This is a genomic window from Chitinophaga sp. CCNWYY40 (genome assembly GCF_037483205.1).
Classification (GTDB): domain Bacteria; phylum Bacteroidota; class Bacteroidia; order Chitinophagales; family Chitinophagaceae; genus Chitinophaga; species Chitinophaga ginsengisegetis.
This window is the reverse complement of sequence record NZ_JBBHLF010000006.1, coordinates 200,549-225,596: the sequence shown is the minus strand read 5'-3', so window position 1 is coordinate 225,596 and position 25,048 is coordinate 200,549. Positions and strand designations below refer to the sequence as shown.

The 25,048-nt window shown below is 48.1% G+C and carries 25 protein-coding genes; 12 read left to right on the top strand and 13 right to left on the bottom strand.

Annotated features, from left to right (window positions below):
• Nucleotides 1-10 precede the first annotated feature (10 nt).
• A complete protein-coding gene (locus V7S65_RS23650) occupies nucleotides 11-994 on the top strand; it encodes an ABC transporter ATP-binding protein (RefSeq protein WP_111579296.1) in 984 nt (327 codons plus the stop codon).
• On the opposite strand, the gene V7S65_RS23645 is transcribed toward V7S65_RS23650, so the two are convergent.
• Nucleotides 991-1,398, bottom strand: a complete 408-nt coding sequence (locus V7S65_RS23645; RefSeq protein ID WP_336388005.1) for a YrdB family protein — start codon at nucleotides 1,396-1,398, stop codon at nucleotides 991-993. The genes V7S65_RS23650 and V7S65_RS23645 overlap by 4 nt on opposite strands.
• A 66-nt stretch (nucleotides 1,399-1,464) precedes the next feature.
• Here V7S65_RS23645 and V7S65_RS23640 point away from each other — a divergent pair, with 66 nt between their 5' ends.
• From V7S65_RS23640 to V7S65_RS23620, 5 genes are all read left to right on the top strand, one after another.
• Nucleotides 1,465-2,133 (top strand): GDSL-type esterase/lipase family protein, encoded by a 669-nt coding sequence (locus tag V7S65_RS23640; protein WP_336388004.1) that lies wholly within the window; start codon nucleotides 1,465-1,467, stop codon nucleotides 2,131-2,133.
• Nucleotides 2,134-2,201: 68 nt separating this feature from the next.
• The gene (locus V7S65_RS23635; protein ID WP_079472707.1) at nucleotides 2,202-2,660 is read left to right on the top strand and encodes a YhcH/YjgK/YiaL family protein; all 459 of its coding nucleotides are present in this window, start codon (nucleotides 2,202-2,204) and stop codon (nucleotides 2,658-2,660) included.
• 96 nt (nucleotides 2,661-2,756) lie between these two features.
• Nucleotides 2,757-3,221 carry an RNA polymerase sigma factor gene (locus tag V7S65_RS23630; protein WP_336388003.1) on the top strand — a complete coding sequence of 155 codons (465 nt, stop codon included), beginning with the start codon at nucleotides 2,757-2,759 and terminating at the stop codon, nucleotides 3,219-3,221.
• Nucleotides 3,221-4,003 (top strand): aryl-sulfate sulfotransferase, encoded by a 783-nt coding sequence (locus tag V7S65_RS23625; RefSeq protein ID WP_336388002.1) that lies wholly within the window; start codon nucleotides 3,221-3,223, stop codon nucleotides 4,001-4,003. Before V7S65_RS23630 ends, V7S65_RS23625 begins: the two co-directional genes overlap by 1 nt.
• A 66-nt stretch (nucleotides 4,004-4,069) precedes the next feature.
• Nucleotides 4,070-5,155 (top strand): Gfo/Idh/MocA family protein, encoded by a 1,086-nt coding sequence (locus V7S65_RS23620; protein ID WP_336388001.1) that lies wholly within the window; start codon nucleotides 4,070-4,072, stop codon nucleotides 5,153-5,155.
• 87 nt (nucleotides 5,156-5,242) lie between these two features.
• Here the strand turns inward: V7S65_RS23620 and V7S65_RS23615 are convergent, their stop codons facing one another.
• The 4 genes from V7S65_RS23615 to V7S65_RS23600 all read right to left on the bottom strand — a co-directional run bounded on the left by V7S65_RS23615 (nucleotide 5,243) and on the right by V7S65_RS23600 (nucleotide 10,060).
• Nucleotides 5,243-6,556 carry a TolC family protein gene (locus V7S65_RS23615; RefSeq protein ID WP_336388000.1) on the bottom strand — a complete coding sequence of 438 codons (1,314 nt, stop codon included), beginning with the start codon at nucleotides 6,554-6,556 and terminating at the stop codon, nucleotides 5,243-5,245.
• Between the two features lie 20 nt (nucleotides 6,557-6,576).
• A complete protein-coding gene (locus V7S65_RS23610; protein ID WP_336387999.1) occupies nucleotides 6,577-8,154 on the bottom strand; it encodes a DHA2 family efflux MFS transporter permease subunit in 1,578 nt (525 codons plus the stop codon).
• A gap of 1 nt (nucleotide 8,155) precedes the next feature.
• On the bottom strand, nucleotides 8,156-9,220 hold the full coding sequence (locus V7S65_RS23605; RefSeq protein WP_336387998.1) for an HlyD family secretion protein: 1,065 nt from the start codon (nucleotides 9,218-9,220) through the stop codon (nucleotides 8,156-8,158).
• A 234-nt stretch (nucleotides 9,221-9,454) separates the two neighbouring features.
• Entirely contained in the window at nucleotides 9,455-10,060 is a 606-nt protein-coding gene (locus V7S65_RS23600) for a TetR/AcrR family transcriptional regulator (protein ID WP_079472717.1), read from the bottom strand.
• A gap of 124 nt (nucleotides 10,061-10,184) precedes the next feature.
• Here V7S65_RS23600 and V7S65_RS23595 point away from each other — a divergent pair, with 124 nt between their 5' ends.
• Complete coding sequence (locus V7S65_RS23595) at nucleotides 10,185-10,994, top strand: hypothetical protein (protein WP_336387997.1); 810 nt, start codon at nucleotides 10,185-10,187, stop codon at nucleotides 10,992-10,994.
• 209 nt (nucleotides 10,995-11,203) lie between these two features.
• A complete protein-coding gene (locus V7S65_RS23590) occupies nucleotides 11,204-11,689 on the top strand; it encodes a hypothetical protein (RefSeq protein ID WP_079472719.1) in 486 nt (161 codons plus the stop codon).
• On the opposite strand, the gene V7S65_RS23585 is transcribed toward V7S65_RS23590, so the two are convergent.
• Nucleotides 11,657-12,067 carry a helix-turn-helix domain-containing protein gene (locus V7S65_RS23585; RefSeq protein WP_079472720.1) on the bottom strand — a complete coding sequence of 137 codons (411 nt, stop codon included), beginning with the start codon at nucleotides 12,065-12,067 and terminating at the stop codon, nucleotides 11,657-11,659. The two genes, V7S65_RS23590 and V7S65_RS23585, sit on opposite strands and share 33 nt — an antisense overlap.
• A gap of 123 nt (nucleotides 12,068-12,190) precedes the next feature.
• Between V7S65_RS23585 and V7S65_RS23580 the strand changes: the two genes are divergently transcribed.
• Complete coding sequence (locus V7S65_RS23580) at nucleotides 12,191-13,057, top strand: DUF4349 domain-containing protein (protein WP_336387996.1); 867 nt, start codon at nucleotides 12,191-12,193, stop codon at nucleotides 13,055-13,057.
• Here the strand turns inward: V7S65_RS23580 and V7S65_RS23575 are convergent.
• The 4 genes from V7S65_RS23575 to V7S65_RS23560 form a co-directional block, all read right to left on the bottom strand.
• Entirely contained in the window at nucleotides 13,054-13,743 is a 690-nt protein-coding gene (locus V7S65_RS23575; RefSeq protein ID WP_336387995.1) for an alpha/beta fold hydrolase, read from the bottom strand. The genes V7S65_RS23580 and V7S65_RS23575 overlap by 4 nt on opposite strands.
• A gap of 61 nt (nucleotides 13,744-13,804) precedes the next feature.
• Nucleotides 13,805-14,518: a Crp/Fnr family transcriptional regulator gene (locus tag V7S65_RS23570; protein ID WP_336387994.1), complete on the bottom strand. Its 714-nt coding sequence runs from the start codon at nucleotides 14,516-14,518 to the stop codon at nucleotides 13,805-13,807.
• A gap of 4 nt (nucleotides 14,519-14,522) precedes the next feature.
• Nucleotides 14,523-14,984 (bottom strand): ferritin-like domain-containing protein, encoded by a 462-nt coding sequence (locus V7S65_RS23565; RefSeq protein ID WP_079472723.1) that lies wholly within the window; start codon nucleotides 14,982-14,984, stop codon nucleotides 14,523-14,525.
• A 121-nt stretch (nucleotides 14,985-15,105) separates the two neighbouring features.
• The gene (locus V7S65_RS23560; protein ID WP_336387993.1) at nucleotides 15,106-15,906 is read right to left on the bottom strand and encodes an MBL fold metallo-hydrolase; all 801 of its coding nucleotides are present in this window, start codon (nucleotides 15,904-15,906) and stop codon (nucleotides 15,106-15,108) included.
• Nucleotides 15,907-16,020: 114 nt separating this feature from the next.
• On the opposite strand from V7S65_RS23560, the gene lgt reads away from it, so the two are divergent.
• From lgt to V7S65_RS23545, 3 genes are read left to right on the top strand one after another with little or no spacing between them, the layout of a single operon-like run.
• On the top strand, nucleotides 16,021-16,839 hold the full coding sequence (gene lgt / locus V7S65_RS23555; RefSeq protein WP_336387992.1) for a prolipoprotein diacylglyceryl transferase: 819 nt from the start codon (nucleotides 16,021-16,023) through the stop codon (nucleotides 16,837-16,839).
• The gene (locus V7S65_RS23550; protein ID WP_111579310.1) at nucleotides 16,832-17,773 is read left to right on the top strand and encodes a CobW family GTP-binding protein; all 942 of its coding nucleotides are present in this window, start codon (nucleotides 16,832-16,834) and stop codon (nucleotides 17,771-17,773) included. Before lgt ends, V7S65_RS23550 begins: the two co-directional genes overlap by 8 nt.
• 47 nt (nucleotides 17,774-17,820) lie before the next feature.
• Nucleotides 17,821-18,681 (top strand): DUF4846 domain-containing protein, encoded by an 861-nt coding sequence (locus tag V7S65_RS23545; protein WP_336387991.1) that lies wholly within the window; start codon nucleotides 17,821-17,823, stop codon nucleotides 18,679-18,681.
• A gap of 52 nt (nucleotides 18,682-18,733) precedes the next feature.
• Here the strand turns inward: V7S65_RS23545 and V7S65_RS23540 are convergent, their stop codons facing one another.
• Genes V7S65_RS23540 through V7S65_RS23530 form a run of 3 tightly spaced genes read right to left on the bottom strand, consistent with a single transcriptional unit; the run spans nucleotide 18,734 to nucleotide 24,927 of the window.
• A complete protein-coding gene (locus V7S65_RS23540) occupies nucleotides 18,734-19,627 on the bottom strand; it encodes a metallophosphoesterase family protein (RefSeq protein WP_336387990.1) in 894 nt (297 codons plus the stop codon).
• Nucleotides 19,628-19,635: 8 nt separating this feature from the next.
• The gene (locus tag V7S65_RS23535; protein WP_336387989.1) at nucleotides 19,636-21,432 is read right to left on the bottom strand and encodes a RagB/SusD family nutrient uptake outer membrane protein; all 1,797 of its coding nucleotides are present in this window, start codon (nucleotides 21,430-21,432) and stop codon (nucleotides 19,636-19,638) included.
• Between the two features lie 24 nt (nucleotides 21,433-21,456).
• Nucleotides 21,457-24,927: a SusC/RagA family TonB-linked outer membrane protein gene (locus V7S65_RS23530; RefSeq protein ID WP_336387988.1), complete on the bottom strand. Its 3,471-nt coding sequence runs from the start codon at nucleotides 24,925-24,927 to the stop codon at nucleotides 21,457-21,459.
• Between the last annotated feature and the right edge of the window lie 121 nt (nucleotides 24,928-25,048).

The following is a 25,048-nucleotide window of genomic DNA, read 5'->3' as shown; positions in this document are numbered from 1 at the left end:
ATTTGCACGAATGAATTTTCTCGAAGTATCAAACATCAGCAAGGAACTGCACGGCGCGTATATTTTAAAGAATGTCAGCTTTACACAACAAGCATTTCAGAAAATAGTGATCGCAGGTGAAACCGGCTCAGGTAAAAGCACCCTGATGAAAATTGTTGGAGGTATGGCCCAGGCGGATGCCGGCACCGTGATGTTTGAAGGCAAACGTGTGAAGGGAGCGCTGGAAGTATTGATTCCAGGGCATCCAGGCACCGCCTATCTTTCCCAGCATTTTGAACTGAGAAATAATTACCGGGTAGAAGAAATTCTGTCCTATGCCAATAAGCTTACCGATGAAGAAGCGGCAGAGATCTACGATATCTGCCGCATTTCACATCTGCTCAAAAGAAAAACGGATCAGTTGTCGGGGGGTGAAAAGCAACGCATCGCTATGGCAAGACTCCTCATCTCTTCTCCCAGGTTGTTTTTACTGGATGAGCCCTATTCCAACCTGGACATGATCCATAAAAGCATCCTGAAAAAAGTGATCAGTGATATGGGTGATAAGCTGGGTATCACCGTGATGCTGATTTCCCACGATCCGATGGATATCCTGCCCTGGGCAGATGAAATACTGGTGATGAAAGACGGGGAAATAGTACAACAGGGATCTCCTCAACAGATCTATAATCAGCCGGTGAATGAATATGTAGCCGGGTTATTTGGAAAATACAATCTTCTTGCACCGGGAAAGGCCGCTGTACTGGAAGGATTGCCAGGCATTACGCTGAATGGCAAAAGCATCTTCATCCGCCCGGAAGATTTCAAAATTGTTCGTGCAAAAAAAGATGCCGTGTCCGGCAAGGTGCGTGATATCGCTTATTACGGCAGCTTCCTGGAAGCCGAAGTGGCGCTCGGAGGTGAAGTAGTCACTATCAAAACCACGGATACCAGTTTGAAAAAAGGCGCAACAGTGAATGTAAGCGTAGCGCCCGAAACCGTTTGGTATTTCTAAGGCTTTATTCCCATAATTTTCTTGCCCGAAAACCCGTTATAGGGCTTGTTTTGCAGCATCACCCAGGTTCTGTCCCAGGATACGGCATAATGTATCACTACCACTACGCCCAGCGCAATACTTTCACGCAGATACCCCATTGAGCGTAATGCCCACACGGCCAATCCAAACAGGAAAAGTTCCAGTAGCAGTCGCGCTACCCCGGGAATAGCTACCGGCGCAGCTTTGGGGTCGTTGGGAATGCGGAATACGCCCCACAGTACAGCAGCGGTGAGTGGAAAGGCCACCACCAGCACATACGACAGCCATCCATTACCCAGGTGCCAGCCCCAGTAACCCAATATCACCAGCATTAAAATTTCCAGCAGAAAACGAACGGTTAAGTTGACAGGATGGGTATTCATGTAATAGTTTGTTCTAAATTAAATATTTTTCGTTTATCTTAAAGCCTGCTGAAAAATTTGATAGTTATGAGAAGATATTTGTTCCTGGCAGGTTTTGTATTGCTCCACGTAACCGGATGCCTGTTTGCCCAACAATCGCCGCTGCGTTTTGCAAAGGATGTTAACACCATCAAAGAGTTTGATAAGATGTATGCACCTCCGGAGCATCCTATCCTGTTTGTGGGCAGCTCTTCCATCAGGAAATGGGACGACCTGGAACGGAACTTCAGCAGCTATGTGGTGCTGAACAGGGGAGTAGGCGGCGCTATTACTACCGATATCACCTATTTTGCCAACGATATTATCTTCCCCTATCACCCACGCCAGATAGTGATTTACGTAGGAGAGAATGATTTAGTGGAGGATAAATCTACCGCCGATACCCTGCTGCAAAGATTTAAAGTGCTGTACACCACCATAAGAAGTAAACTGCCGGAAGTACCGCTGGTTTATATATCTATGAAACCCAGTCCTTCCAGGGCGAAATACTTTGAGAAAGCGAAGCAGTCGAATGCACTTATCAGGGACTATATCTCTAAAGAGAAAAATATAGTTTATGTAGATATCTTCCCGCTGATGCTTGACAAAACGGGTAAGTCCCGTGAAGAACTGTTTCTCGATGATATGCTGCATATGAATAAGAAGGGATATGCTATCTGGGAAAAAGCTATCCAGCCCCACCTGTTAAAGAAGTAAACAGGCCAAAGATCTGGTATATAGAAAAAAAAGTATCTTGCCGCCTTATTAATACCTTTTTACAAAACATGATACTGGATACACTGCAGAACGCCCATCTTTACTACCGCCTGGGAGTTAAATTTATCAAGGCTTTTGAGTACCTGGCACAAACAGACCTGGCCGGGCTGGAAAAAGGAAAGTACGAAATAGACGGAAGTAATATCTTCGCTATTGTCAATGAATATGATACCGTAGATACTTCCACTGAGCAGATGGAGGCGCATAAGAAGTACATCGATATCCAGTATATGGTGTCTGGTTCTGAATTGATAGGTCACGATTTCCTGCGGGAACAGGTGCCTTCCAAAGCATATGATGAAACAGCCGACTACCAGCTGTTTGCAGAACATCCAATGTTTTTCTCCCGGTTGGAAAAAGGCATGTTTGCCATTTTCTTCCCTACCGACCTGCACATGCCCAACATCAAGGTAAGCACGCCTATGCCGGTAAAAAAGGTAGTTATTAAAATAGCTGTAAACTTATAATATATTACTTCCCGCATTTACTGCCAACACCAGGGTAAATGCGGGAAGTTCGCATCTGCGACGCCGTTTCCACTTTTATGAATCAGCCAGTGAACAATGAACAGTGACCAAAGCTCATTCCCTGAACAATTTGCCGCGGGCGCACCGGCAGAAGAAGCTGCTGCAAATATCCTGCTGTGGAACCGTGTGCGCAACAACGGGCAGGAAGCGCTGGTAGAGCTGTATGAACAACTGTATTTCTATCTCGTAAACTACGGTATCCGCATCTGCGGAGATGCAGAAATTACGAAAGATGCGATCAATGATATGTTCCTCGAAATATGGGACCAGCGCGGGAAACTACCCGCCGTAACCAATGTAAAGTCGTACCTTCTCACCTGGCTGCGACGCCGCATTTTTGCAGACATCCGGCAAACAAAAAAATCAAACGAAGCCGCAGGCGCCTGGTCTGATACTACGGCTCCGGCACCGGTTTCAAAACGGCGCACTTTACGGAGAATAAAACGCTGCTGCGTATCCTGGGTAGTAAGGAATACGCCACCAGTTACGGCAACCAGGTGATGGAGTTGTCGATGACCGGTGATACGCTGCTGCACCTGCAAAAGGGACAGGCGGATTTTACTGCCAATGTACACCACGAAGTATTGCTGGCACCGGACAATCATATCGTGATGCTGGCTACTGTGGAGCGGACCTTCGACCTCACTGCTGCCGGCGGCACGGCGCACGATACTGTGAGAAGCGACGGCATCCTGGTATTGGACCGCAAAGGCCATAAGGTATGGGAGTGGAGTGTATTTGACGCGCTGGAACCTGCAACGGATAAAGAGATCCTGCATACCCGCATGGACTGGATGCACGCCAACAGCCTGAGCTACGATAAAGACGGCAATTATCTCATCTCTTTTTATAACAACGGCCAGATCTGGAAGCTGGACGCGCATACCGGTAAAGTGATCTGGAAGTTTGGAAAAAACGGCGATTTCCGCTTCCCCGATTCCGCTGCTTTCGACATGGGGCACGCGGTACACATCAATGCAGAAAACGACCTCATGTTATTTGATAACGGTGTATCCCGCCAACAATCCCAAACGCTGGCCTTTCATCTGGATGAAGGAAACAGAACGGCTGCGGTAAGCATCCGTTCTCCTTTACCGGCCTATCTGTTTAACGACCGGATGGGCAGCGCCTACCTGGTAGATCATAACAGCATCCTGCAATGCAGCTCCAAACGGAATACCGTATTGCTCACCAACAGGCAGGGCCATCCGTTGTGGCGCCTCCGCTGTAGTTTCATTCCTTACCGGGCAGAGTTTATTTCAAAAGAAAAGTTGTCATTATAAAAAAAGCGCTAAATACCACTCATCTATTTAGCTGTTAAAAGCAGAACATATTCCCTAGATTTAGGGATGCGTTCTGTTATTTTTACTTTCCTGCTGATGCATGTATTTAGTTGCATCATGGCCCAGCCACTGCGTGTAGCCGTTGCCGGTGTATCGCACGGACATGCGGCTTTTATTCTCGGTCGCCCAAACAAAGGGGACATTCAGATTGTTGGCATCTACGAGCCAGATACGGCAGTAGCTAAATTGAGGGCCAGGCAATATCATCTTCCTGAAAATATTTTTTATACTGATCTCGGTAAAATGCTGGATGCGGTGAAACCCACTGCAGTGTTGGCATTTGGCTCCATAAAAGCCCACCGGGCAGTAGTGGAGGCCGCCGCACCCCGGCATATTCATATCATGGTGGAAAAGCCGCTGGCTACTACGGTGACTGACGCTGTGTATATGGACTCGCTGGCCCGCCGGTACAAAGTACAGCTGCTCACCGATTATGAAACCAGCTGGTATCCTTCCGTAGCCAAAACATTCCAGCTGCTGGAAGACAGCAGCTACGCCGGGAAAGTGAGAAAGGTGACGGTGAATGATGGTCACCAGGGACCAAAAGAAATTGGCTGCGGCCCCGAATTCCTCAACTGGCTCACCGATCCGGTACTGAATGGTGGCGGCGCACTCATGGACTTTGGCTGCTACGGCGCCAATCTCATGACGCATCTCATGAAAAATCGTTTGCCCGTATCCGTTACCGCAGTGGCCCGTCACTTTAAACCGCAGGTATATCCCAAAGTGGAAGATGACGCCACTATCCTGGTGGATTATGGCGATACACAATGCACCATCCAGGCTTCGTGGAACTGGAGCTTCAGCCGGAAGGATATGGAAGTGTATGGCGATAAAGGCTATCTTATTGCCGCCGATAAAAACACCCTTATTCAGCGTAACAACGAACGGTCGCCCGCCATTACGCGCCGTATAACGGCAACGGATATACCGATATATGAAGATCCGTTCAACTACCTGATCGACGTGCTGAATGGTAAAGTAACCATGCCGGCAGAAGGGTTGTACGCGCCGGCCAACAATGTAATAGTAGTGCGTATCCTGGCTGCTGCCCGCGAATCTGTCCGTACAGGCAAGGCCGTTAAGTTCTGATAAAAAACAAGGGTGTATCAACGGTTGATACACCCTTTTGCTGCTGTTAATCCATATGCCTGTCGTTGAAACTTACTCCTGCCTGTTTTACCAGGCGCCTGTTGCCTTGTTATAATTTATTTGCGCCATCAGGTAATCGTACTGTGCTTTGATATATTGCTGTTCCGCTGTACTGATAGATCTTTCCGTTTCCAGTAAATTATTATAGGCAAAGCTGCCTACTGCAAATTCCTGTTGTTGCTGCCGGTATATTTTTTCAGACAGATCGTAGTTCTTCCTGGTGGTTTGCATATTCAGCAGTGCATTGTTCAGCTCTGTTCCTGCCTGCAATATATCATACCGGACATCGGCTGTTTTTTGCTGTAGCTGGGCCGTAGTTTGTTGCGTTTTAAGCTGGTAGTTTTTTATCTGGCGCTGATTTTTGATATTCCCTGAAATGGGAACATTTATTTTGAGCGCAGCATAACTAAAAGGACTCCACCATTCGCCCTGGGTGTATTTAAAATCGTTGTATAAATACTGCTGCGAATAGTTAGCCATTACCGATACCGTTGGAATTGAATATTGACGGGCCTTGCGTAGCTGTAGCTGATCATCCTGCTGTTGCAATTTCAACTGTTTGATCTCTGTTCTGTTTTGATAATTTTCGGAAGATAGGGGCACGGCAGCAGTACCGCCACCAAGTGTATCCGTTAACGTGATATCTCCTGATCCGGGCATATTCAGCTGGTACTTCAAACCATTTACGGCCAGTACATAGTTTTGCCTGGCGGTAGTGGTGGTGATCTTTGCATTATCATAATCCAGTTGCGCCCGGAGGTAGTCGGTTTCAATAAGGGCGCCTTGTTTGTATTTGCCTGCTGCCAGTGTATAATATTCGTGGAACCGTTGCTCGTCACGGGCAGCAATGGTTTGCTGCAAATCCTTTAATAGTACGTTGTAATAGGCCGTAGCAATCTGAACTTTGATATTGATTTCATCAGCCCTGTTTTTCTCCTGCTGTAATGCGAGGTTATTCCGCGCTATTTTTATGTCCGTAAGAAGAGTGGGTTGCAGTATGGGTTGATCCAGTTCAATACCCAGTATCGTAGCGTTTTTGGCGCCGAGTGCCAGCAGTTCTGCCTTATCGAGGCCGCCAAAGCCTGGTGGCACAAAGGTGGCCTGCAGTTGCGTATTGTAACGGACGTTTCCTTCGGCATGAATATCGGGCAACCATTCCTGCCGGCTTTTCTTCAGGGCATTATCTGCAATGGTAATATTGTATTTGTTGGCCTGCATGTCGTAGCGGTTGGCTAAACCCATGTCGAGGGCCTGTTGCAGGCTGAGTTTAAGCGGCGCTGCATTTTGTGCTCCCACGCCGGCGGGTATGCAGCAAAGTATAATCAGGAAAAGGCGTTTCATGTATTTCATTTTTACATTGATTAATGGGCATCTGTCATCACTACCGGGGCAGCCGTTTTCTTGTACCGGATCATTAAGATGAGCGGTACTGCCAGCAGCATGATAAGCGCTACGATCATGAAGCCATGATTGTAACTTACCAGCAGCGCTTGTTTGTTGAGTGCTGTATCCGTGAGTTGCCAGGCCAGTTGTGATGACTCATCCGGTCCGTAGCCATTGGCGGCCATGCTTTGAGTGATCCCGTTCACGTAATCTGTGCTCACCGGGTTGTATGGATTGATGAAGGGGATCATGTTATTGCGTACATATGCATTTTCATGACTGAGGTAGATATTCAGCAAAGCCACACCCAGTGCGCCGCCCAGCTGCCGCAGCATATTTGATAGGCCTACGGCCTGCGCGAGATCTTTACCGGTAAGGCCGGCGGTGGCCAGTCCCAGCACGGGCATTACCATCAGGATAGCGCCTACACCCCGTATCATAAAGGGCCAGAAGAAATCGCCGGCGTTGGAATCCGGTGAAGAAAATGACAGCATCACCAGGTAGATGCTGGTAAGCGCCAGACCGGTAAGGATAATGACCTTGGGATTCACGCCTTTCTCCAGCGTTTTCTTTGTAATCACCATCCCCACTACGGTTACCAGCATGCCCGGAATCATGAAGGCGCCTGTTTGCGTGGCGGTCCATCCCAGTGATACCTGTACAAACAAGGGGAAAATGAAGAGGGTGCCGGTCATGATAATGCCTACAATGAGGTTCATGAGACTACCCATCGCCAGGTTGAAGTTGCGGTATAACCGGAGGTTTACCGCAGGCTCACTGGTACTGAGTTCCCGGATCACAAACAGGATCAGGCCAATAACAGCCAGGATAAAAAAGAAGGTGATATCATTGCTGGAAAACCAGTCGGCGGTGGTGCCTTCTTCCAGGATATACTGGAGGGAACCGATCCCAATGGCGAGGAATACAATCCCCAGCACATCTATCTTCGGTTTTACAATTCCCGGCAGGTCAGCTACAAACTTCCAGGAGAGGAAGGCGGCCACCACGCCTATTGGCACGTTTAGGAAGAAGATCCAGTGCCAGGAGGAATTATCCGTGATATAGCCACCCAGTATCGGCCCGAAGGAAGGACCCAGTATGATGCCCAGCCCGAACACCACCAAACCGGTGGTTCTTTCTTCCGGCGGAAAGGCATCCATGATGATGCTTTGCGCGGTTGACAAGAGTCCGCCGCCACCGATGCCCTGAACAAAGCGCCATGCTACCAGCATCCAGAGACTATCGGAGCAGCCACACATAAAAGAGGAAAAGGTGAAGAGCAGCACAGAACCTGTGAAGTAACGTTTTCTGCCAAACAGGTTGGAGAGCATGCCTGATAACGGAATAACGATCACGTTGGCGATGCTGTAGGCCGTGATAACCCAGGCTATTTCCGTAGTGGTGGCGCCTATGTTACCGCTGATTTCCCGCAGCGATACATTTACCACGGTGGTATCGATGAGTTCCAGTACCGCACAGGATACGGCGGTGGCCACTAATATCCATTTGGCCGCCCCGGTGGGGTAGGTGATGGTTGCAGAAGAATCTGGTGTCATGTTATTGGATATTAATCTTCACAAAGGCGCTCAAACCGGGAAACAAGTCAATAGCTTTAGTGGCGGGGCGATCCAGGGTGATGCGGATGGGGAAGCGTTGGGTTATTTTTATAAAGTTGCCGGTGGCATTATCGGGTGGCAACAGGGAAAACTTAGCGCCTGTGGCGCCGGTAAAGGAAGCCACATGGCCGGAGAGGGCTGCACCGGGATAGGCATCCAGCGTTATTTCCACGGGTTGGCCCGTTTTAATTTTATGCAGTTCCGTTTCCTTGAAGTTTGCGGTTACCCACAGGTGCTGGTTGTCGATGATGGCGCAGAGTGTTTGGCCGGTGCTGATGTACTGGCCTTCCTTGATCACTCTTTTGGTAACAAAGCCGTCGAACGGCGCGGTCACATACGCATGGCTCAGTTCTTCCTGTGCCAGTTTCAGTTCGGCCTGGCGTTGTTTCACGAGCGCCTGTGTGGCGGATATCTGCCGGTGTTCTGCGCGCGCCTGTGTTTCAAGGCCAAAGGAAGTGGTGAGTGTGCTCCTTTCGTGGTTCACTGCTTTTTCATAATCGGCTTTTGCCAGCAGGAGCGTGGTTTTGGCGGCTTCGTGTTGTTCCAGGGTGGTAGCTTTGATGCGGAGCAGTTCCTCTGAGCGGTCGAAGTCTTTCTGCGCTTTGGCGAGATTAGCGGTAGCGGCAGCGATGGTTTGTTTATCTGATGCGGCATTCTGAAGGGAGGCGCTTGCATTCTGACTGCTGGCCAGTGCTTTCAGGTCGGCGGCGCTGAGGTTTTGTTCTGCATTTTCAAGCAGGGCCAGGGCTTGTTGCACTTTTGCCTGGAGGGCAACGGTGTTCATCAGCACCAGCGTATCTCCTTTTTTCACGGGTTGGTTATCTGTAAAACGGATCGCGTCTATATAGGCGGTTACGCCGGAACGGATGGTTACAATATCACCGTCGAGTTGTGCATTGTCTGTAGAAGTGAATGCGCCTGACTTCAGCCAGAAGTATATTCCACTGCCTGCTGCGGCTATCAGCACCAGTGAGAAGATCAGTAATCTTAATGGCTTCTTTTTCATAAAATTTTGTTTGTATGTTATTATAAAACCGAACGATCGGTTTGTTTTATAGATGAGAGATGATTTGTTTTATGAGATGAGTTTGTTTTATGGGATTAGCTTGTTGGCTGTAACCTAATCCCGACCAGTCGGTATGTTTTGCTGTTTAAAAAAAGCGTGCTGTTATGCACGCAGTTGGAAAGGTATAAATCGTTTTAAAGCATATAAAGATATTCAGGCGTGCCATACCCGCAACTATGGTTTCAGCGTAGTATACAAGCCATCCCACAGCACCTGTAATTCCTTCTTTGTTTTATCAAGGGTATCGGCTATGATGTAGTTGATCCCCATACCATCCCCGCTGAAAATAAATAGCCTGGCAATGGTGGCGTCGGCCATAGCAGATTTAATTTCGCCTTTCTTTTTCGCCGTTTTTATTATTTCTACCCACGACCGGAGCTCTTCTTTCTGCCGCTCCAGCAGGTGAGCCTTGAAATCAGGCAGTATTTTCAGGGCGTCAAAAATGAGCAGGTAGTGATTGGAGTTGAAAGCGTTCCCATCATTGGCGCCAAGCACATATTTAGCCACTTTCATCTGTTTGCCAACATGGTTCAGGTAATCATGATAGAACTCCCGCAGGGAATTTTGGGAGAAAGAGTTATAATCCACGGACATAATGTCTCCATAAAAAAAACGGATCACTTCCTCAAACACCTGTTCCTTACTGCTGAAATAATGATAGAAGGCTCCTTTAGACATGCCCGTTTCCGTAACTATCTCTTTCATGGTAACCTCCTTAAAGCTCTTTTGCAGGAACAGCTTCAGGGATGTATTTAATATTAATTCTCTTGAGTCATTCATAAAAACCGACCATTTGGTATGTAAAAGTAGATGTTTTTTTATTTTCTCCAAAAAAATATTAATCTCCTGGGGAAGTAGGGAAACAGGTTTTCAATTATATTGTGCCTTCAATAATTAACCACCCATGAAATCTGTTGTTAACTACTTTAACCTCATCGGAGAATTTACCAACCCCGGAAAATTTATGTGGGGAGCCTTTTTAACCGGTCTCACTGCTTTTATAATCGCTGTAGTATTAGTGATCTTATTGCGGAAATTTATACTGGTACCCCGCTCCGGGAGGATACTCCGCTTTATTGCCTGGTGCTGGTTTTTCGTACTGCCGCTGCTGGCAGGGTTTTTTGCGTTTAAATGGGGCTTTTTTAATAGTCTACGTAAAGATATAAAAACGCATGCAGACGTATACTCAAAGCATGTACCGGCAGGATTTGATCAACAAGCTTCCTCGGCAATACAATCCCTGTTCCGCCAGCCGGATGGCCGCCCAACCGACGTATCAAAGCTTTCCACCAACCAGCTCATTGATACTGCGGGCACGCTGATCTATAACGTATACGGCACTACGCTGGAACAACAGGCCGCTCAGGATGGCGTACGGGGCAAACTGGCCGCCTTTATGCTGCGTACCACCAAAGGTGCAGGCATCGCCTATACCATCAAAAAATATATCCGCAAAATGCTCTCAGAAAAAATTGGTCTTGAAGAGGGTGTCAGCGCGGATCTCATGGAAACAAAGATTACCGCCATCATCAATGGTGGCCTGTTTATCAATATCGCCCTTATCCAGGTTGATCACTTCCTGAAAGGATTACAAAAAGGTGTATTGATCACCTTCCTGCTTATCCTCGCCATACCCTGCCTGGAAATAGGGATCGCGCATTACCTGCACCGTAAAAAGCTCAAAGCGGCAACGCCGCAACCGGCAGGCGTGTAAATACCGTGGTTGTCTTTCTCCCGGCGAAGCTGAAAGGAGAAAGACAACCGCCCTTAAATAATATTTACCTGCCATATGCAACCTCGTGCCTTTCAATTATATTGAATTTTTTCTACGCCTGCGATCTTTTTAGCCGGAAGAAATCGTAACTTAACTATACAGTAAAACAGGATAGGCGTGAACGTTATTCCAGATGAAAAACTGATATTATGAGATTTAACTGTTTCTATATCATTTTCCTCAGCATAGGCATTCTTTTTTCCGGTATCAGCTCCATAGCACAAACCCCTTCATTCAACGATACTTATCAGCAGCTAAGCCGGTTTATGGATTCTGCCCTTGTTCCCATGAAAGGTGGCGCTACCAGTCTTGCTTTCTCCATAAAAGCAGAAATCGATCATGGCGTAATCACCAAGCTGGATTGCTCCACCAACCTGGCCGGCAACCTGAAACCACGCCTCTTCAGGCTGGAAGAACTGGATATTAAATGGAATAAATTTACCGGGAAAAGTGGTAAGTATCATGTGATCATCCCGGTGTACTTTATTGTAGAACACAGCACGGGTAAAATACAACTCAACTCCAAAACGGAGTTTACCAATGGTTTCTATTTTGATGACGGCGACCTGTTCGATAACAAACCCCTGAATAATTATTACTTCCTAAAGCCCATCTACCTGCAACGCTACCTCTGAGGCAGCTGCATGCTGCAGCCTGTATTGAGAAGGAGTAACCCCTTCAAACCGTTTGAAAAATTTGGTAAAGTTGGAATTGTCGAACGTGAGTTTCGTGGCAATATCTGTTACCGTAAGCAATGGATTTTGTAACATCTTCCTGGCTTCTTCCATTAATCTCATTTCAAAAAAATAACATGGCGCATGACCTGTGTGCAGCTTAATGGTATTGCTGAGATGCACCGGGTGAATATACAACTGGCGGGCAAAGTCTTTGATATGATACATCTGGTCTAGGCTGCCGTCCATCACCTGGTCGATGTGTTCATTCACCGCAGCAATAAAGTCGGCAGTAATTGCTGCTTTCCTGGTCTGATATTTCTGAGGAAGTACGGGCATGGCATTTTATATCTTACCTAAAGATACTAAATCATGTTATCATGTAACCCGTTAAAACCACTTTAACATTTCTGAAAGGTTACCTTTTCTGCGTGATCTGTATAAAGGTTAAATTCTCCTGTTATGCGCCTTTCACTCTATTACCTGGGTATACCCCTGCTGGCTCTGTGTGCCTGCCAGGGTGGTATGAACAAAGAAATGAGAGACTATGCAGCCACTGCTGATTCCACGTCTTTCTCCAACGACATCACAAAACTTAATTCCGCTTCCCGCAAAAGAGTAAAATCCGCCGACGTGCGATGCCGCGTCAGTAACGTGTTTCAGGCTACCTCCCGCATGGAGCAACTGGTAACACGCCTCGGTGGAATTGTAGTGGAAAGCAATCTGCAGAACGAATCTGTACAACACTTCCGCGTGCCTTATTCCGCCGACTCAGTGAAGGATGTTCAGCTGTACACACCCACTGCGAACCTCACCCTGAAGGTACCAGTAGAGCATCTCGACTCAGTGGTGTATTCCCTCACGGCCACGGCAGGATATATTGATTACCGCGTGGTAAAAGATCAGGACATGACCCTGAAATACCTGGCCAATGCGTTAAAGAATGAACACCAGGAAAAACAGGAAGCACAGCTGAGTAAAGTTACGCCCGCAAAGAAAGGCACCACGCTGGATGTGGTGGAGTACAAAGATCAGAAAGCAGATATGGCTATCGACCGGCAGATGGATAACCTCGTGATCCTCGACGATGTAGCTTATTCCACTTTTACAGTGCAGTTGTTCCAGCCACAGGTAACGGATGAACAGGTGGTCATCAACCCCGATCGTGTAACCCGCGCGGGCTTTGGTACAGAGCTGCTGGTAGCCCTGCGTAACGGCGCCGAAATTTTCCGCAACATTCTCCTTTTCTTTATTCAGCTGTGGCCTTTCCTGCTGGCAGGCACATTGGGCTGGCTGGCTTACCGGAAATTATTATTACGTAAGAATTAAATCTCCGCAAGGAACGTCTCTAAAATTTTATTGAACTCCGCCGGTCGCTCCATCATAGGCGCATGCCCACATTCGTCAATCATCACCAATGTGGCATGCGGCAAATGATGCCTGAATTCCAGGGCTACTTCCGGCGGAGTAATTTTGTCTTCTGTTCCCCAGATCAGTAATGTTCGTATAGGTATTTCCGGTAGTAGGGCCGCCACATAGTTACGGTTGGCAGATTTTGCCATCCTCACAATACAGTAGCATTTCTGCGCATCGGTGGTAGTTTGAAACACTTCTGCCACCAATGCATCAGTGGCAACTGCCGGGTCATAAAAAGTATAGGCTACGCGTTCTTTTATGTACGCATAATTACCCCGCTTAGGATAACTACCCATACTGGTATTTTCATAAAGACCGGAACTGCCCGTGAGGATTAACCGGGCTACCTGTTCAGGGTGGCGGTGCGTGTACAGGATCGCTACATGTCCTCCAAGTGAATTGCCCACCAGGATTACATGTTGGAGCCCTGCTTCCCGGATATACTGACTAAGAAAATCAACAAGGTATCCCAGCTGGTCGCTGGTATGCGCATCATAAATCGGAAGAGATGGAATATGTATATCGTACTGCGGTTGAAAATGTGTAACAACGCCTTCCCAGTTACTAAGTCCGCCGAAAAGTCCGTGCAATAAGATCATGCTTTGTTTCATATCTTTTTTGATACAAAACTATTGCGGGGAAAATTGAGCGGCCGTGATCTCAGTCACAAAAGTTACGGGTCTGGTCCAGGAGGAATAACCGCGCCCTGCTTAACGCTTCCCGGCTGGTATACAGGTACCGCGCAATATTGGTGAGCGATATTTTCTGTATGATGGCGGGGCGCCGTTCCAGCAGGAACCGGTAACGCTGCAGCGGACTTTTTAAAGAAAGGATGTACTGGTGTTCGGATTGCTGCTCCAATAGTTCCTGGTACAGTTGCAGGTTTACATGCAGCAGATTCATATGCAGGTCGTACAGGGGCTGCAGTTTTTTGATATTTATTCTCAATACCACGGCGTCTTCCACGGCAATAATGCTGATAGCGGAAGGCGCTTTTTTATTATAGCTTTCGCAGTTGGCGAGAAAATCATCTGCGAAGCTGAATTTTACGATCTTCTCATTTCCTTCTTCATCAACAATAGCAAATTTGAACATGCCGGAGATAACAAAGGCCGAGTAGCGGGCTACTTTGCCGTATCTCAGGAAGGCGTCTCCTTTTTTTATGTGCTTTACGGTGGCAATGTTATCCAGTAACTGCCATTCTGCCTGGGTTACTACCGGGTATTTTTTCATGAGCCGATCATACCAGGCGGGCAATACGTGATCCATAGTGGCAATGGTTTGTCTGCAAGATAATAATTCGCCGTTATTTTTCTCCCAAACAAAAAAGCAGCAGGAACCCGTTCCTGCTGCTGGTGATAATGATATACTCATTGTTTTACTTAGCCTGGTCCCGTAATGCTTTTATCTGGTCATGTGAGCGTCTCAGCTCTGCTTTTTGCTGGGTTAATAATTCTTTGATGTAAGCCGGCAGTGCTTCATGCTCTATGGCATCTTTATAGGCTCTCTGTGCGGCATCTTCGCCGGCTTCGCAGTTGGAGAGGATGGTTTTACGGTCATGGCCGGTAAAAACGGCTTTTACATCCATCCAGGCGCGATAAACTTTACCGCTGGCAGTGGTGCCTGAATCCATTGTTCCGCCGTTTGCCTGTACCTCGTTACCGAGTGCATTTCTAAGCTGGTGACTTTCTGCAATCATATCGGTAAAAAGCGGTCTCAGGTCGCTATTACCTTCTTCCAGTTCCTTCAACGCTTTTTCATAACCTGCAATACGATCATTGTTGATGGCGATCAGGTCGTTCAATACTTCGTTAGTGGCAGTTGGTGTTATAGTTTCCATGATATTTTTGTTTAGATGTACCAGGTATCTACCATAAAGCATACCAGTACCAGGCGGAGTGGCACTGACAGGGGCGTAGCTATAAACGGGGATTAAAAGACGGGTTGAAGTGTAGAAGCGTTTAATCATTCTGTGGCAGAACTTCGCAGGCATTGCGGACCGAAATGTGGTATATCGCTGTTTCCTCAAAACGGGAAGCCACTACGATCTGTGTGCCGTTAGCGTGCTGGTCAAAAAGTTCCTGTACCAGCGCAGGGCTGTTATTATCACGGGAAAGATGGGCCAGCAGGAGATGGCTCATAAACGGCGGCCGGTAAGTAGTAAATATTTCCAGCGCCTGTTTATTGGATAAATGTCCTTTTCCGCCCCGGATGCGCTTTTTCAGGTAGTAAGGGTATCTGCCTTTGTCCAGCATCTCTTCGTCGTAGTTGGCTTCCAGGAAAGCCGCATGACATTGCTGAAAATGACGGATCACATGCTCACAGGGCGCGCCGATATCTGTAAAGATCCCGATGGTGACCGCATTGCCGGCCACAATAAAACTATGCGGCTCTGATGCGTCGTGATGTTTTGGGAACGCGGTTACCGACAGGGCGCCAATCTGTACCGGTTCGTAGGGGTTAAACGACATCACCAGCTGTTCTTCCAGGGTGAGGCCGCCATGTACCATTGTCATATTGGTGATATACACGGGCAGGCGGTATTTTTTTGCCAGCACCGTTACTCCCCGGATATGATCAATATGCTCATGTGAAATAAATATCGCTTTTACCTTGCTCATGGTGAGGCCCAGGCGGGTCATCCTTTTTTCGGTTTCCCTGCACGAAATCCCTGCGTCTACCAGCACGGCTTCACTGTCATTCCCAATGTAATAACAGTTTCCGTTGCTTCCCGAATTCAATGATGTAATAAATAGCGACATGCGGACAAAGATAAATTTTCAGGTTGAGATTTGCAGAGACAGGTATTTTGATATGCAACGTTGTTGCAAATTATTTTATTTGTTATATTTGTTTCATTATGTTTGCAGGATATAATGAACCAGATCCTGATGCTCTTTTTACACTGGGGTGTTTCCCCTGAAATTTTCCGTATCGGCGGTTTTGCACTGCGGTATTATAGTTTGGGCTTTATGCTGGCTTTTGCGGCCTCGTATATGATATTGCTGTATGTATTCCGGCGGGAGCGGCAGTCGCGCGAAATGCTGAACCGCCTGCTGGTGTACATCATAATGGGTACGTTGATCGGTGCACGCCTCGGGCATTGTTTGTTTTACGACTGGGCATATTACAGGGAACATATTTGGGAGATGATCCTGCCCTTTACCTTTTCGGGTGGTCAGTTCACTTTCACGGGCTACCAGGGATTGGCGAGTCATGGCGCTGCCATTGGTATTGTACTGGCTTCTGTACTTTTCAGTTACCGTTTCCGGGTGCCGCTGATGTGGCTGCTGGATCACCTGGCGCTGGTGGTGCCGCTGGCAGGTGCGTTTATCAGGACCGGCAATTTCTTTAACTCCGAAATTATCGGTACGCCGTCCACGCTGCCCTGGGCGGTGGTATTTACAAGAGTGGATGATATACCGCGTCATCCAGCGCAGCTGTATGAAGCGTTGGCGTATCTCCTCATTTTTGGATGGCTGTGGTTCCTGTACCGGATGCGCCCGGAGCCGGGCAAACTATTTGGCTGGCTGCTGACAACCGTATTCAGCGCCCGCTTTCTGATCGAATTTGTGAAAGAAAACCAGGTGGCTTTTGAAAACGGGCGCCTGCTGGATATGGGACAGTTACTGAGCATCCCGCTGATTGTATTGGGTATTTATTTTTTAATTTTCTATAAGAAGAGATATGGGTAAAGATGAACGTGTGAAGGTGTACATACTGACCGGGTTCCTCGGGGCGGGCAAAACCACGGTGCTGAACAGCCTGTTGCGACAGTTCAGCGGGCACAATAACATTGTAATTGAAAATGAATTTGGAAAGGTAAATATCGACGCCGGCCTCATCACCGAAAAAATAGACCAGCTGTATGAACTTACCAGTGGCTGTATCTGCTGCTCACTGGACAACGACCTGCTGGAAGTACTGGGAAACATCCTGCAAAAAGAAGAACGCCCGGACCATGTGTTTATTGAAACAACCGGTATTGCGGATGTGGGCAACATCATCGGGATGTTCCATATGCCCGATGTGCAGCGGCATTACGAACTGGTAAGCACCATTTGTGTGGCAGATGCGGAGAATATCTTTGAAAGATTGCAACAGGTGCCGGAAGCGGGTAAGCAACTTTCCTGTGCAGACGTGATCATCATCAATAAAATAAAGCAGCTCGCCGTACCTCAACTGATCTATCTTTCCCAACAGCTGGAACAAATGAACCCGCTGGCATTCATCACCACTTCAGAAGATGGGTTTGTACCACTGAAAGAGTTGCATTTTCCCGAAAAACCAATAGGCGCCACTATCGCACCTGTTGCACCGGTGAAACATCCGCATAAAGTGAATACGGTGTTGTTTGAATCGCCGGAAGCCTTCGATCTGAACATGCTGGTATTTGTACTGGATCTTCATTTCAACGCATACCCGGATCAGCTGTACCGCATCAAAGGATATGTCCGCATAAAGGACACGCCTGAAAGAATGCTGGTACAATCCACCGGGAAATACCTGCACATACAACCGGCAGGAGAGTGGGGCAGTGCCACGCCATCTTCCACACTGGTATTTATAGGAAAAGAATTAAAAACACCCACTATCCAGCGGATACTCACCCCAGCGCTCAGAAAATAATTTTATGGAAAAATCCGGGAACGGCATCTTTCCTGAAATTCATTGTTATGATGAGCACCCGCAGATCGACGATATTACTGATAGCAATCCTTACTTTACCGGCTCATTTCGTATATGCCTGGCAGTTATCCGCACTGGCTGTGTCTGTCGTTAGTCCCCCGTTTTACAATGGAGCAACCCGTCCTGCATCTGTTGGCGCGCTCCCGCTTCCCGCCGGGTTTACCCGCCTGCCGCAACCGGCTGGCAGTTTTGGCGCCTGGCTGCGGGCTATGCCCCTGAAGCAGAATAACAAAGTATATCTTTATAACGGGCATTTAAAAAACAATCAACAGGCACAATACGCCGTACTGGATATTTCTACCGGCAATAAAGATTTACAGCAATGCGCGGATGCGGTGATCCGCCTGTATGCGGAATACCTGTACAACAGCAAACAGTTTGGGAAGATCGCTTTTCACGCCACCGATGGCACGCTGATGGATTACAACAGCTGGATGAAAGGCGACCGGTTTGTATTAAAACAAAACCGCCTCGTGAAAGTGAGAAAGGCTGCGCCATGCAGCGGGCCGGCCTGTTTCAGCAACTACCTCGAAACGGTGTTCTCCTGGGCAGGTACTTTATCACTCAGCAAAGAGCTGCTACCGGTAAAGGATACACGTAAAATATTACCCGGAAATGTTTTTATTAAAGGAGGTGCTCCCGGTCACGCGGTAATGGTAATGGATGTGGCACAGAATGCCGCCGGTGAAAGGATTTTCCTGCTGGCGCAGAGTTACATGCCTGCGCAGGATATCCATGTATTAAAGAATCCCGGCGCTGCTACGCCCTGGTACCAGGCTGGTTTTACGGGAAAGCTGTTAACGCCGGAATGGGTGTTTGATGCCGGGGAACTGGCACAGTTCCGGTAATGAAAAAGGGGCTGACCAATACCTGTTGGTCAGCCCCCTTTTATTTCAAGAATCAGGTGTGTGCGAAATATTCGTTTTCCACTTCACCATCTGCGTATAATTTCAGGATAGCATAACCCGGAGGCGTTTCAAAGTAATAACCCTCCCCGGCAGATTCCTTATCACCTTTTTCCCACCAGAAGCCACTCATAGCACCATTGCAGCAGTAACGCACGCCGTTGTAAACTGCGTTATCAGAAAGGTGATTATGCCCGCTGAGGCATACCTTTACTTTGTCGCGGTGTTTAAAAAAGAGGGCTTTCAACCGCTGATGATCGGAGTGGCCGCCACCTACGAGGATGGGAGTAATTCCCAGGATCGGGTAGTGCGACATCAGCAGGGTAGGCGTTCCTGCCGGCAACTTTTCCAGGTCCTGTTCCAGCCACTGGTATTGTTCTTCATCCAGGGCTATTTTTTCATTGTTGCCATCCAGGATAATGAAGTGCCAGCCTTTGCGGGTGAAGCTGTAATACCGGTGCGGAATGTTCAGCCGCTTTACTACATAGTCTTTCCCATACATACTGTCGTCTTTGGTGGGCGCCTTCCACCAGGTATCATGATTACCGATGCAGCTGTAAACATCATATGATTTCAGGCTGCTGATGCATTCATCCCAGATCTGCCAGAGCTGTGTGACCCTTTCCCTTTTTACGGTGTCATAGGAGGCATCGAAGATAGAGTCGCCGCCATTGAGGAAGAAGTCCACCTTTTTAGTTTTGATTTCCTCCAGGCATTTTTTAAATCTTGCCGGTGCGTTGAGGTCTTCACGTATATGCACATCCGTTATATGCGCTACGGTTAGTACCGGGGTACGTTTACCGCTTACAGCGGCCTTCACGGCGGCCGGCCCCAGGAGGGTGCCGGCTGCCATGAGCCCGGTGTGTTTGAGGATATCTCTTCTATTCATAAAAGGATTTATTGCCAGTCGAAAATCTGTTTCAGTGCAGGGTTCAACGCTACCTGCGTGTAAGGTACGGGGCGGTAGTAGTACTTGGGTTCTGTAAACTTACGTAGGTTCGTTTCCGTTACCAGTGTGCCGCCTGCGGTACCATTTTTCAGGTATACCGTTACGCTTTCCCCGATGCTGCCGGCTTTGTAATAAACCAGTGTGATACCGAGGGAATTCTTTTCTTTTTTATCTTCCGCAGGAATATCGGTGCTTTTATCTATCAGGATAATATCTTCCACACCATCGCCGGTAAGGTCAAATTTACCTAACCCGGGGAAGTACATGCCTTCCGGGATTTTCTCCAGCAGTTTGCCTGCATGCCATCTCATGAGGTCATTATAGCGGTACCCTTCCATTGCGAATTCGATTCTTCTTTCGCGGCGTATTTCCAGCAGCACGCCTTTCATTGCGCCGGTAACATCCGGGTATTTTGCGGCCTGCACAGGATCAGGGTTGGCATTGCTGGTGGCCAGGTCAAGAACCGGTATGCCGGCGCGGGTGCGCAGCAGGTTTACGGATTGATCCAGGTCGGTTTGCGTGAGCGTATTCAGTTCTGCTTTGGCTTCTGCAAAGGTGAGCAGGGCTTCTGCATAGCGGTATACGGGGAAGTCCACGCTGTTGGTAATAACCTGGTCGGTACTGTTGGTGTATCCTTTCAATTGGTGGTAGCCGGTGAAGTTTTTGTTAAGACGCTGGATATACGGCCTGGCGTCGCCGGCACGGGTAAAGCCCGGTCCAGCGAGGGTTTGGCGCATACGCGGATCCCTGTTCTGGAACTCGGCTACAAAAGGCAGCTTATCATAACCGGGAATATCGGTAAATCGTTTACCATCTTTCATGAGGTAGGTTTGCACCAGGTCGCGGGAAACGGATTGTTCGTAATCCCCGAACACGTTACCGTTGATACTGCCGCTGCGGCCTTTATTCATATCATAAGGATTGGCGAGGATCACTTCTTTGTTCAGCAGGAGGTCCTGGCTGGAGAACAGCGCAGCGTAATCCTGGTCGGGTTTACCGGTGTTGTATATAGTGAAGTTGCCGGAGTTGATAATGTCCTGTGCCTGAACGCGCGCGCTGTCGAGGAAGCGTGCGGCGGTGCCGGTGAGGTTGAGCTCCGGGTGATACTTACGGTAGGTACCTTCAAACAGGGCAATACGGGCGTAGAGCATTTTAGCGGCCCATAAGCCCGGTGTGCCACTGGGTACGCTGGTGCGGATGTGTGTGGTGGCAAATACGAGATCGGCCATCATACTGTCTACCACCATTGCACGGGGATCGCGGCCTTTGAACAGCTCGGGGTCGCCGGGATTTAATGCCCTGCCATACCAGGGAACATCTGAATAGCGGATAATTTTATCAAAGTAAAATTCGGCCCGGTAGTACCTGGCCAGCCCGGCATAATGATCTTTGATGTCCTGGGTAACAGTGGCTTTGTTGTAATTGTCGAGGAAATAATTCACGTCACGGAGCCTGTCCCATAACCAGCCATTGGTAATGGTTTGAGAGCTGGGAGAGCCGATCATGATATTTTTTACTTCCACTGCGGCGGTGGTGGCGGCATTGTCGCTGTTCTGGTCCCCGAGGTATTCGCCGGTACCGGCCAGGTCAAGTAAACCATTCACATACAGGGCCAGGTCTTCCTCGGTTTTAAAAAACAGTTCAGGGGAAATAGCGTCCTGTGGATAGCGATCGAGGAAGTCCTTTTTACAGGAAGCACTGATCACCATCACCCCGATAATTATATAGCTCGTAAATTTTTTCATGTTGCAATGTTTAACGTTCCGGTTTTACAGATCAAGATTTAATCCTACTGCATATTTGCGCTGGTAAGGATATGCCCATCCATAGCCATCAATAATGGATTCCGGATCCAGGTACTTTTTGATGGAAGAGAATTCAAAGATGTTTTCGCCGGTTACGTAGATGCGTAAACGATTAATATGATAGCGCCTGGTGAGTGATGCGGGCAGGGTGTAACCCAGGGTTACATTTTTGATACGCAGGTAAGCCGCATTCAGCATGTATTTGGATTGCGGGATATCCAGTCCTTTTTTATCGTTGTTATCTGCCAGCCACGATTGTAATACCGGGAAGTAAGAATTGGTATTGGCATCTGCCAGTCCGGCTTTGATATAGGACTCGCTATGCTGCGCGCGGGTAGCTTCGTTGTCGGCTGTAGCGCGGTAGTAGTCGAGGTTCCAGGGGTAAATACTGGCGTAAGGTTGTTGGTATGGTCCCCAGAATAAATAGTGATGCGGATAGTAATCCATTTTCCCGATGCCCTGGAGGAAAACGGAAAGATCGATGCCATTCCAGTTCATATCCAGGTTTACACCAAAGCGGTAATGCGGACTGGTATTGCCGATCACTTTCAGATCTTTGGGATCTTTGGCAGAAATACCCCGTTCAATTTTGCCGTTACCATCCAGGTCTTTGTACTTAGGCCATCCTTCTACAATTTCCAGGGCGCCCCAGGGGATAATGGCAGATTGATCCAGTTTGTTGATCTCATCTTTATTTTTGAAATAGCCGTCGTTGGTGAGTCCCCATATTTCGCCATAGGTTTGACCAGGCCAATAGTTGGAGCCAAAGAGTTTTTGTTCGTTCTGGAACCGGGTGATCTTTGTTTTATCATCAGACAAAATAACTTTCACACCGAAGCCGAGCGGTTTGGAGGCTACATTAAAATCGTTGCGGTAGCCGAGGCTCAGTTCCCATCCGCGGGTCGACAGATCGGCCACGTTTTGCTGGGGAGCGCCGGTACCCAGTACGGCTGGTAATTCCTGGCCTTGTGCCAGCATACCGGTGGTGTTACGGATAAAGTAGTCGAAGCTGGCCTGGAATTTATTTTGCACAAAGCCCATGTCGGTACCCACGTTGGTGGTGGTTACTTTTTCCCAGGTATAGTTGGCCGGATCTACTTGTAGGGAAGGTGCGCCGGCAATAATTGTCTGGCCGGCGTTACCACCTGGCAGGTATTCTGATTTTTTAGTTTTCAGGGTTTGCAGATAGCCAAAATAGGCTACGCTCTGATTACCCAAACTACCATATGATCCCCTGAATTTGAGCGTGGAAATAACCGGCAGGGTGTTCCGCATAAAGCTCTCCTCGCTGGCGATCCAGGCGGCAGATACGGAAGGGAACAGGCCCCAGCGGTTGCTGGAAGGGAAACGGGAAGATCCATCGTATCGTCCATTTGCTTCTATGATGTAGCGGTCTTTAAACGTGTAATTAATTCTCCCGAAAAAACTCCGGATAGCATACGAGTAATATTCCGTACCTACCGCAGGATCACCGCTGGTGAGCGCGATGTAGGGGAGGGAAGAAGAGATCAGGTTTTGCTTGGAACCCTTTATCAGCTGCCATTCGTAGCTCTCCTGGTTGTACCCGGCCAGTAAAGTGATGTTGTGTACTTTACCGAGGGTTTTGTGGTAATTGGCGAAGAGGTCTATTACATCGTGACTGATAGTACCGTTGTTTTCTGTAACGGAGCCGTTACCGCCTTCCTGGCGGATATCGTCCGGACCATAGCCTATTTTATATTTTTTCTGGTCGATGTGGTATTTCCAGAGTTCTCTTTTGATGCTGGCGTCACCGGTGATGGTGAGGTCGTTGTCGAGGAAAGAAGCCACACCGCGGATGATGTCCTGGAATCCAAAACGGGTTTGCGTGTTGCGTCCGCCGTCTACCAGTTGGGCTGCCAGTCTGCCGGCGGCGGTATTGGCCCAGGTGCCGTCCGGGTTCACTGCTACCTGGGTGGGTTGCAGGTAGTACACGTCCGTGATGTTATATGCAGGGGCATCGGCCTTTGTCTGGTAGATGTTCATGTTATTATCTACCTGTAACCATTTGATGGGTTTAAGGCTGAGTTTTCCGCGTAATCCGTAGCGTCCCCAGTCGTCTTTGGCCAGCTTATTCAAACCGTTTTCTTTGGTATAGTCGGCAGAAAGGAGATAGCTGATAGGTAATTTCTTCGCCGTTTCTGCGCTGCCGTTCAGGGAAATAGCATGATACTGGGAGAAATTACTTTTACTGAAGAAGTAATCATTCCAGTTGTTGCTGCCCATGTACGCCCATTTGGTAGGATCGCTCGGATCAATACGGGTATCAGGCAGGGAAGGGTTTTCGGATCTTTCCTTTGCCCATTTATAATACTCATCGGAATAGTTTACATAGTCCCACGGTGTATTGTCGGTAGATGTTTCCAATACGCGCGAGTAAATATAGGGATCGGTGATCGCGTCCGGCATAACGGTGCGGCGCGACATGGCGAAGTAGTTACTGTAGCTGACGGTTTGTTTACCACCGCTGGTGCCTTGTTTGGTGGTGATGAGAATAACGCCGTAGGCGGCGCGTGCGCCGTAAATGGCTGCAGAGGCAGCATCGCGTAATACGGAGATAGACGCGATATCAGCAGGGTTAATGCGTAACAGGTCGTCCATCACGGCAGCAATACCATCAATCACGATGAGTGGCGCAATATTCCCGTTAGAAGAAGCAATACTGGCCACACCCCTGATATTGATAGTAGGCGTTTGTCCGGGTCTGCCGCCGGGGTAGCTGATATTCAGCCCGGGACTGAGGCCCTGTAAGCCCTGCATCACATTGGCAATGGGGCGTGCAGCCAGCTGTTTGCCGGAAATCTGGTCGATAGCGCCGGTTACGTTTAGTTTCTTCTGTGTACCATAACCTACCACGATCACTTCTTCCATAGAATTTTTAGAAGGTTCGAGGGTGATGGTCAGGGTTTCCCGGCCGTTGAGTGAAACCTCCTGCTGATCAAAGCCTACATAGGTAAGTACGAGGATGGCATTTTCGGGCACCTTTAATTCAAAGTCGCCTTTTACATCCGTAACAGTGCCTATGGAAGTGTTTTTGAGCCTTACGCTTACGCCTGGCAATACTTCGCCGGCGGGATTTACTACATGGCCTTTTACCAGGTTGTCTTTACTCACCACGGCCGCCGGGGCGATCACGATCAGTTTGTCGGACATTTTCCGGAAGTGAAGGGAAGTATTATCGAGTATTTCGTTTAATACTTTGTCGATAGACCAATCTTTTGCATCGATAGATATTTTATGGTTTAACGGAAGATTATCATCGTTATAAACAAACCTGTAATGGCTGTTCTTCTCCAGCAGGGCGAGGGCTTTGTCCAACTGCACCTGCGAGAGCTTCACTGTTATGGTGGATTGAGAATGCACCTTTGCGCTTACGTGTAAACAGGCAAGGGTGACAAGCAGCATAGAAAGCTTCATAAAAATTAACAGTTTATACAACCTCCGGCCGGGCGGAAGCCAATTGTCCACTGTACTTTTTTTCATACATTTGTTTTGTTGGTTAATTAATTTGTTGATGGAAAGTTTACCCAATACAATG

What these genes read in the sequence shown, in the direction of transcription:
- V7S65_RS23650 (WP_111579296.1), top strand. Translation starts at nt 11, where the DNA reads ATGAATTTTCTCGAAGTATCAAACATCAGCAAGGAACTGCACGGCGCG.
- V7S65_RS23645 (WP_336388005.1), bottom strand. Translation starts at nt 1,398, where the DNA reads ATGAATACCCATCCTGTCAACTTAACCGTTCGTTTTCTGCTGGAAATT.
- V7S65_RS23640 (WP_336388004.1), top strand. Translation starts at nt 1,465, where the DNA reads ATGAGAAGATATTTGTTCCTGGCAGGTTTTGTATTGCTCCACGTAACC.
- V7S65_RS23635 (WP_079472707.1), top strand. Translation starts at nt 2,202, where the DNA reads ATGATACTGGATACACTGCAGAACGCCCATCTTTACTACCGCCTGGGA.
- V7S65_RS23630 (WP_336388003.1), top strand. Translation starts at nt 2,757, where the DNA reads ATGAACAGTGACCAAAGCTCATTCCCTGAACAATTTGCCGCGGGCGCA.
- V7S65_RS23625 (WP_336388002.1), top strand. Translation starts at nt 3,221, where the DNA reads ATGGAGTTGTCGATGACCGGTGATACGCTGCTGCACCTGCAAAAGGGA.
- V7S65_RS23620 (WP_336388001.1), top strand. Translation starts at nt 4,070, where the DNA reads ATGCGTTCTGTTATTTTTACTTTCCTGCTGATGCATGTATTTAGTTGC.
- V7S65_RS23615 (WP_336388000.1), bottom strand. Translation starts at nt 6,556, where the DNA reads ATGAAACGCCTTTTCCTGATTATACTTTGCTGCATACCCGCCGGCGTG.
- V7S65_RS23610 (WP_336387999.1), bottom strand. Translation starts at nt 8,154, where the DNA reads ATGACACCAGATTCTTCTGCAACCATCACCTACCCCACCGGGGCGGCC.
- V7S65_RS23605 (WP_336387998.1), bottom strand. Translation starts at nt 9,220, where the DNA reads ATGAAAAAGAAGCCATTAAGATTACTGATCTTCTCACTGGTGCTGATA.
- V7S65_RS23600 (WP_079472717.1), bottom strand. Translation starts at nt 10,060, where the DNA reads ATGAATGACTCAAGAGAATTAATATTAAATACATCCCTGAAGCTGTTC.
- V7S65_RS23595 (WP_336387997.1), top strand. Translation starts at nt 10,185, where the DNA reads ATGAAATCTGTTGTTAACTACTTTAACCTCATCGGAGAATTTACCAAC.
- V7S65_RS23590 (WP_079472719.1), top strand. Translation starts at nt 11,204, where the DNA reads ATGAGATTTAACTGTTTCTATATCATTTTCCTCAGCATAGGCATTCTT.
- V7S65_RS23585 (WP_079472720.1), bottom strand. Translation starts at nt 12,067, where the DNA reads ATGCCCGTACTTCCTCAGAAATATCAGACCAGGAAAGCAGCAATTACT.
- V7S65_RS23580 (WP_336387996.1), top strand. Translation starts at nt 12,191, where the DNA reads ATGCGCCTTTCACTCTATTACCTGGGTATACCCCTGCTGGCTCTGTGT.
- V7S65_RS23575 (WP_336387995.1), bottom strand. Translation starts at nt 13,743, where the DNA reads ATGATCTTATTGCACGGACTTTTCGGCGGACTTAGTAACTGGGAAGGC.
- V7S65_RS23570 (WP_336387994.1), bottom strand. Translation starts at nt 14,518, where the DNA reads ATGAGTATATCATTATCACCAGCAGCAGGAACGGGTTCCTGCTGCTTT.
- V7S65_RS23565 (WP_079472723.1), bottom strand. Translation starts at nt 14,984, where the DNA reads ATGGAAACTATAACACCAACTGCCACTAACGAAGTATTGAACGACCTG.
- V7S65_RS23560 (WP_336387993.1), bottom strand. Translation starts at nt 15,906, where the DNA reads ATGTCGCTATTTATTACATCATTGAATTCGGGAAGCAACGGAAACTGT.
- lgt (WP_336387992.1), top strand. Translation starts at nt 16,021, where the DNA reads ATGAACCAGATCCTGATGCTCTTTTTACACTGGGGTGTTTCCCCTGAA.
- V7S65_RS23550 (WP_111579310.1), top strand. Translation starts at nt 16,832, where the DNA reads ATGGGTAAAGATGAACGTGTGAAGGTGTACATACTGACCGGGTTCCTC.
- V7S65_RS23545 (WP_336387991.1), top strand. Translation starts at nt 17,821, where the DNA reads ATGATGAGCACCCGCAGATCGACGATATTACTGATAGCAATCCTTACT.
- V7S65_RS23540 (WP_336387990.1), bottom strand. Translation starts at nt 19,627, where the DNA reads ATGAATAGAAGAGATATCCTCAAACACACCGGGCTCATGGCAGCCGGC.
- V7S65_RS23535 (WP_336387989.1), bottom strand. Translation starts at nt 21,432, where the DNA reads ATGAAAAAATTTACGAGCTATATAATTATCGGGGTGATGGTGATCAGT.
- V7S65_RS23530 (WP_336387988.1), bottom strand. Translation starts at nt 24,927, where the DNA reads ATGAAGCTTTCTATGCTGCTTGTCACCCTTGCCTGTTTACACGTAAGC.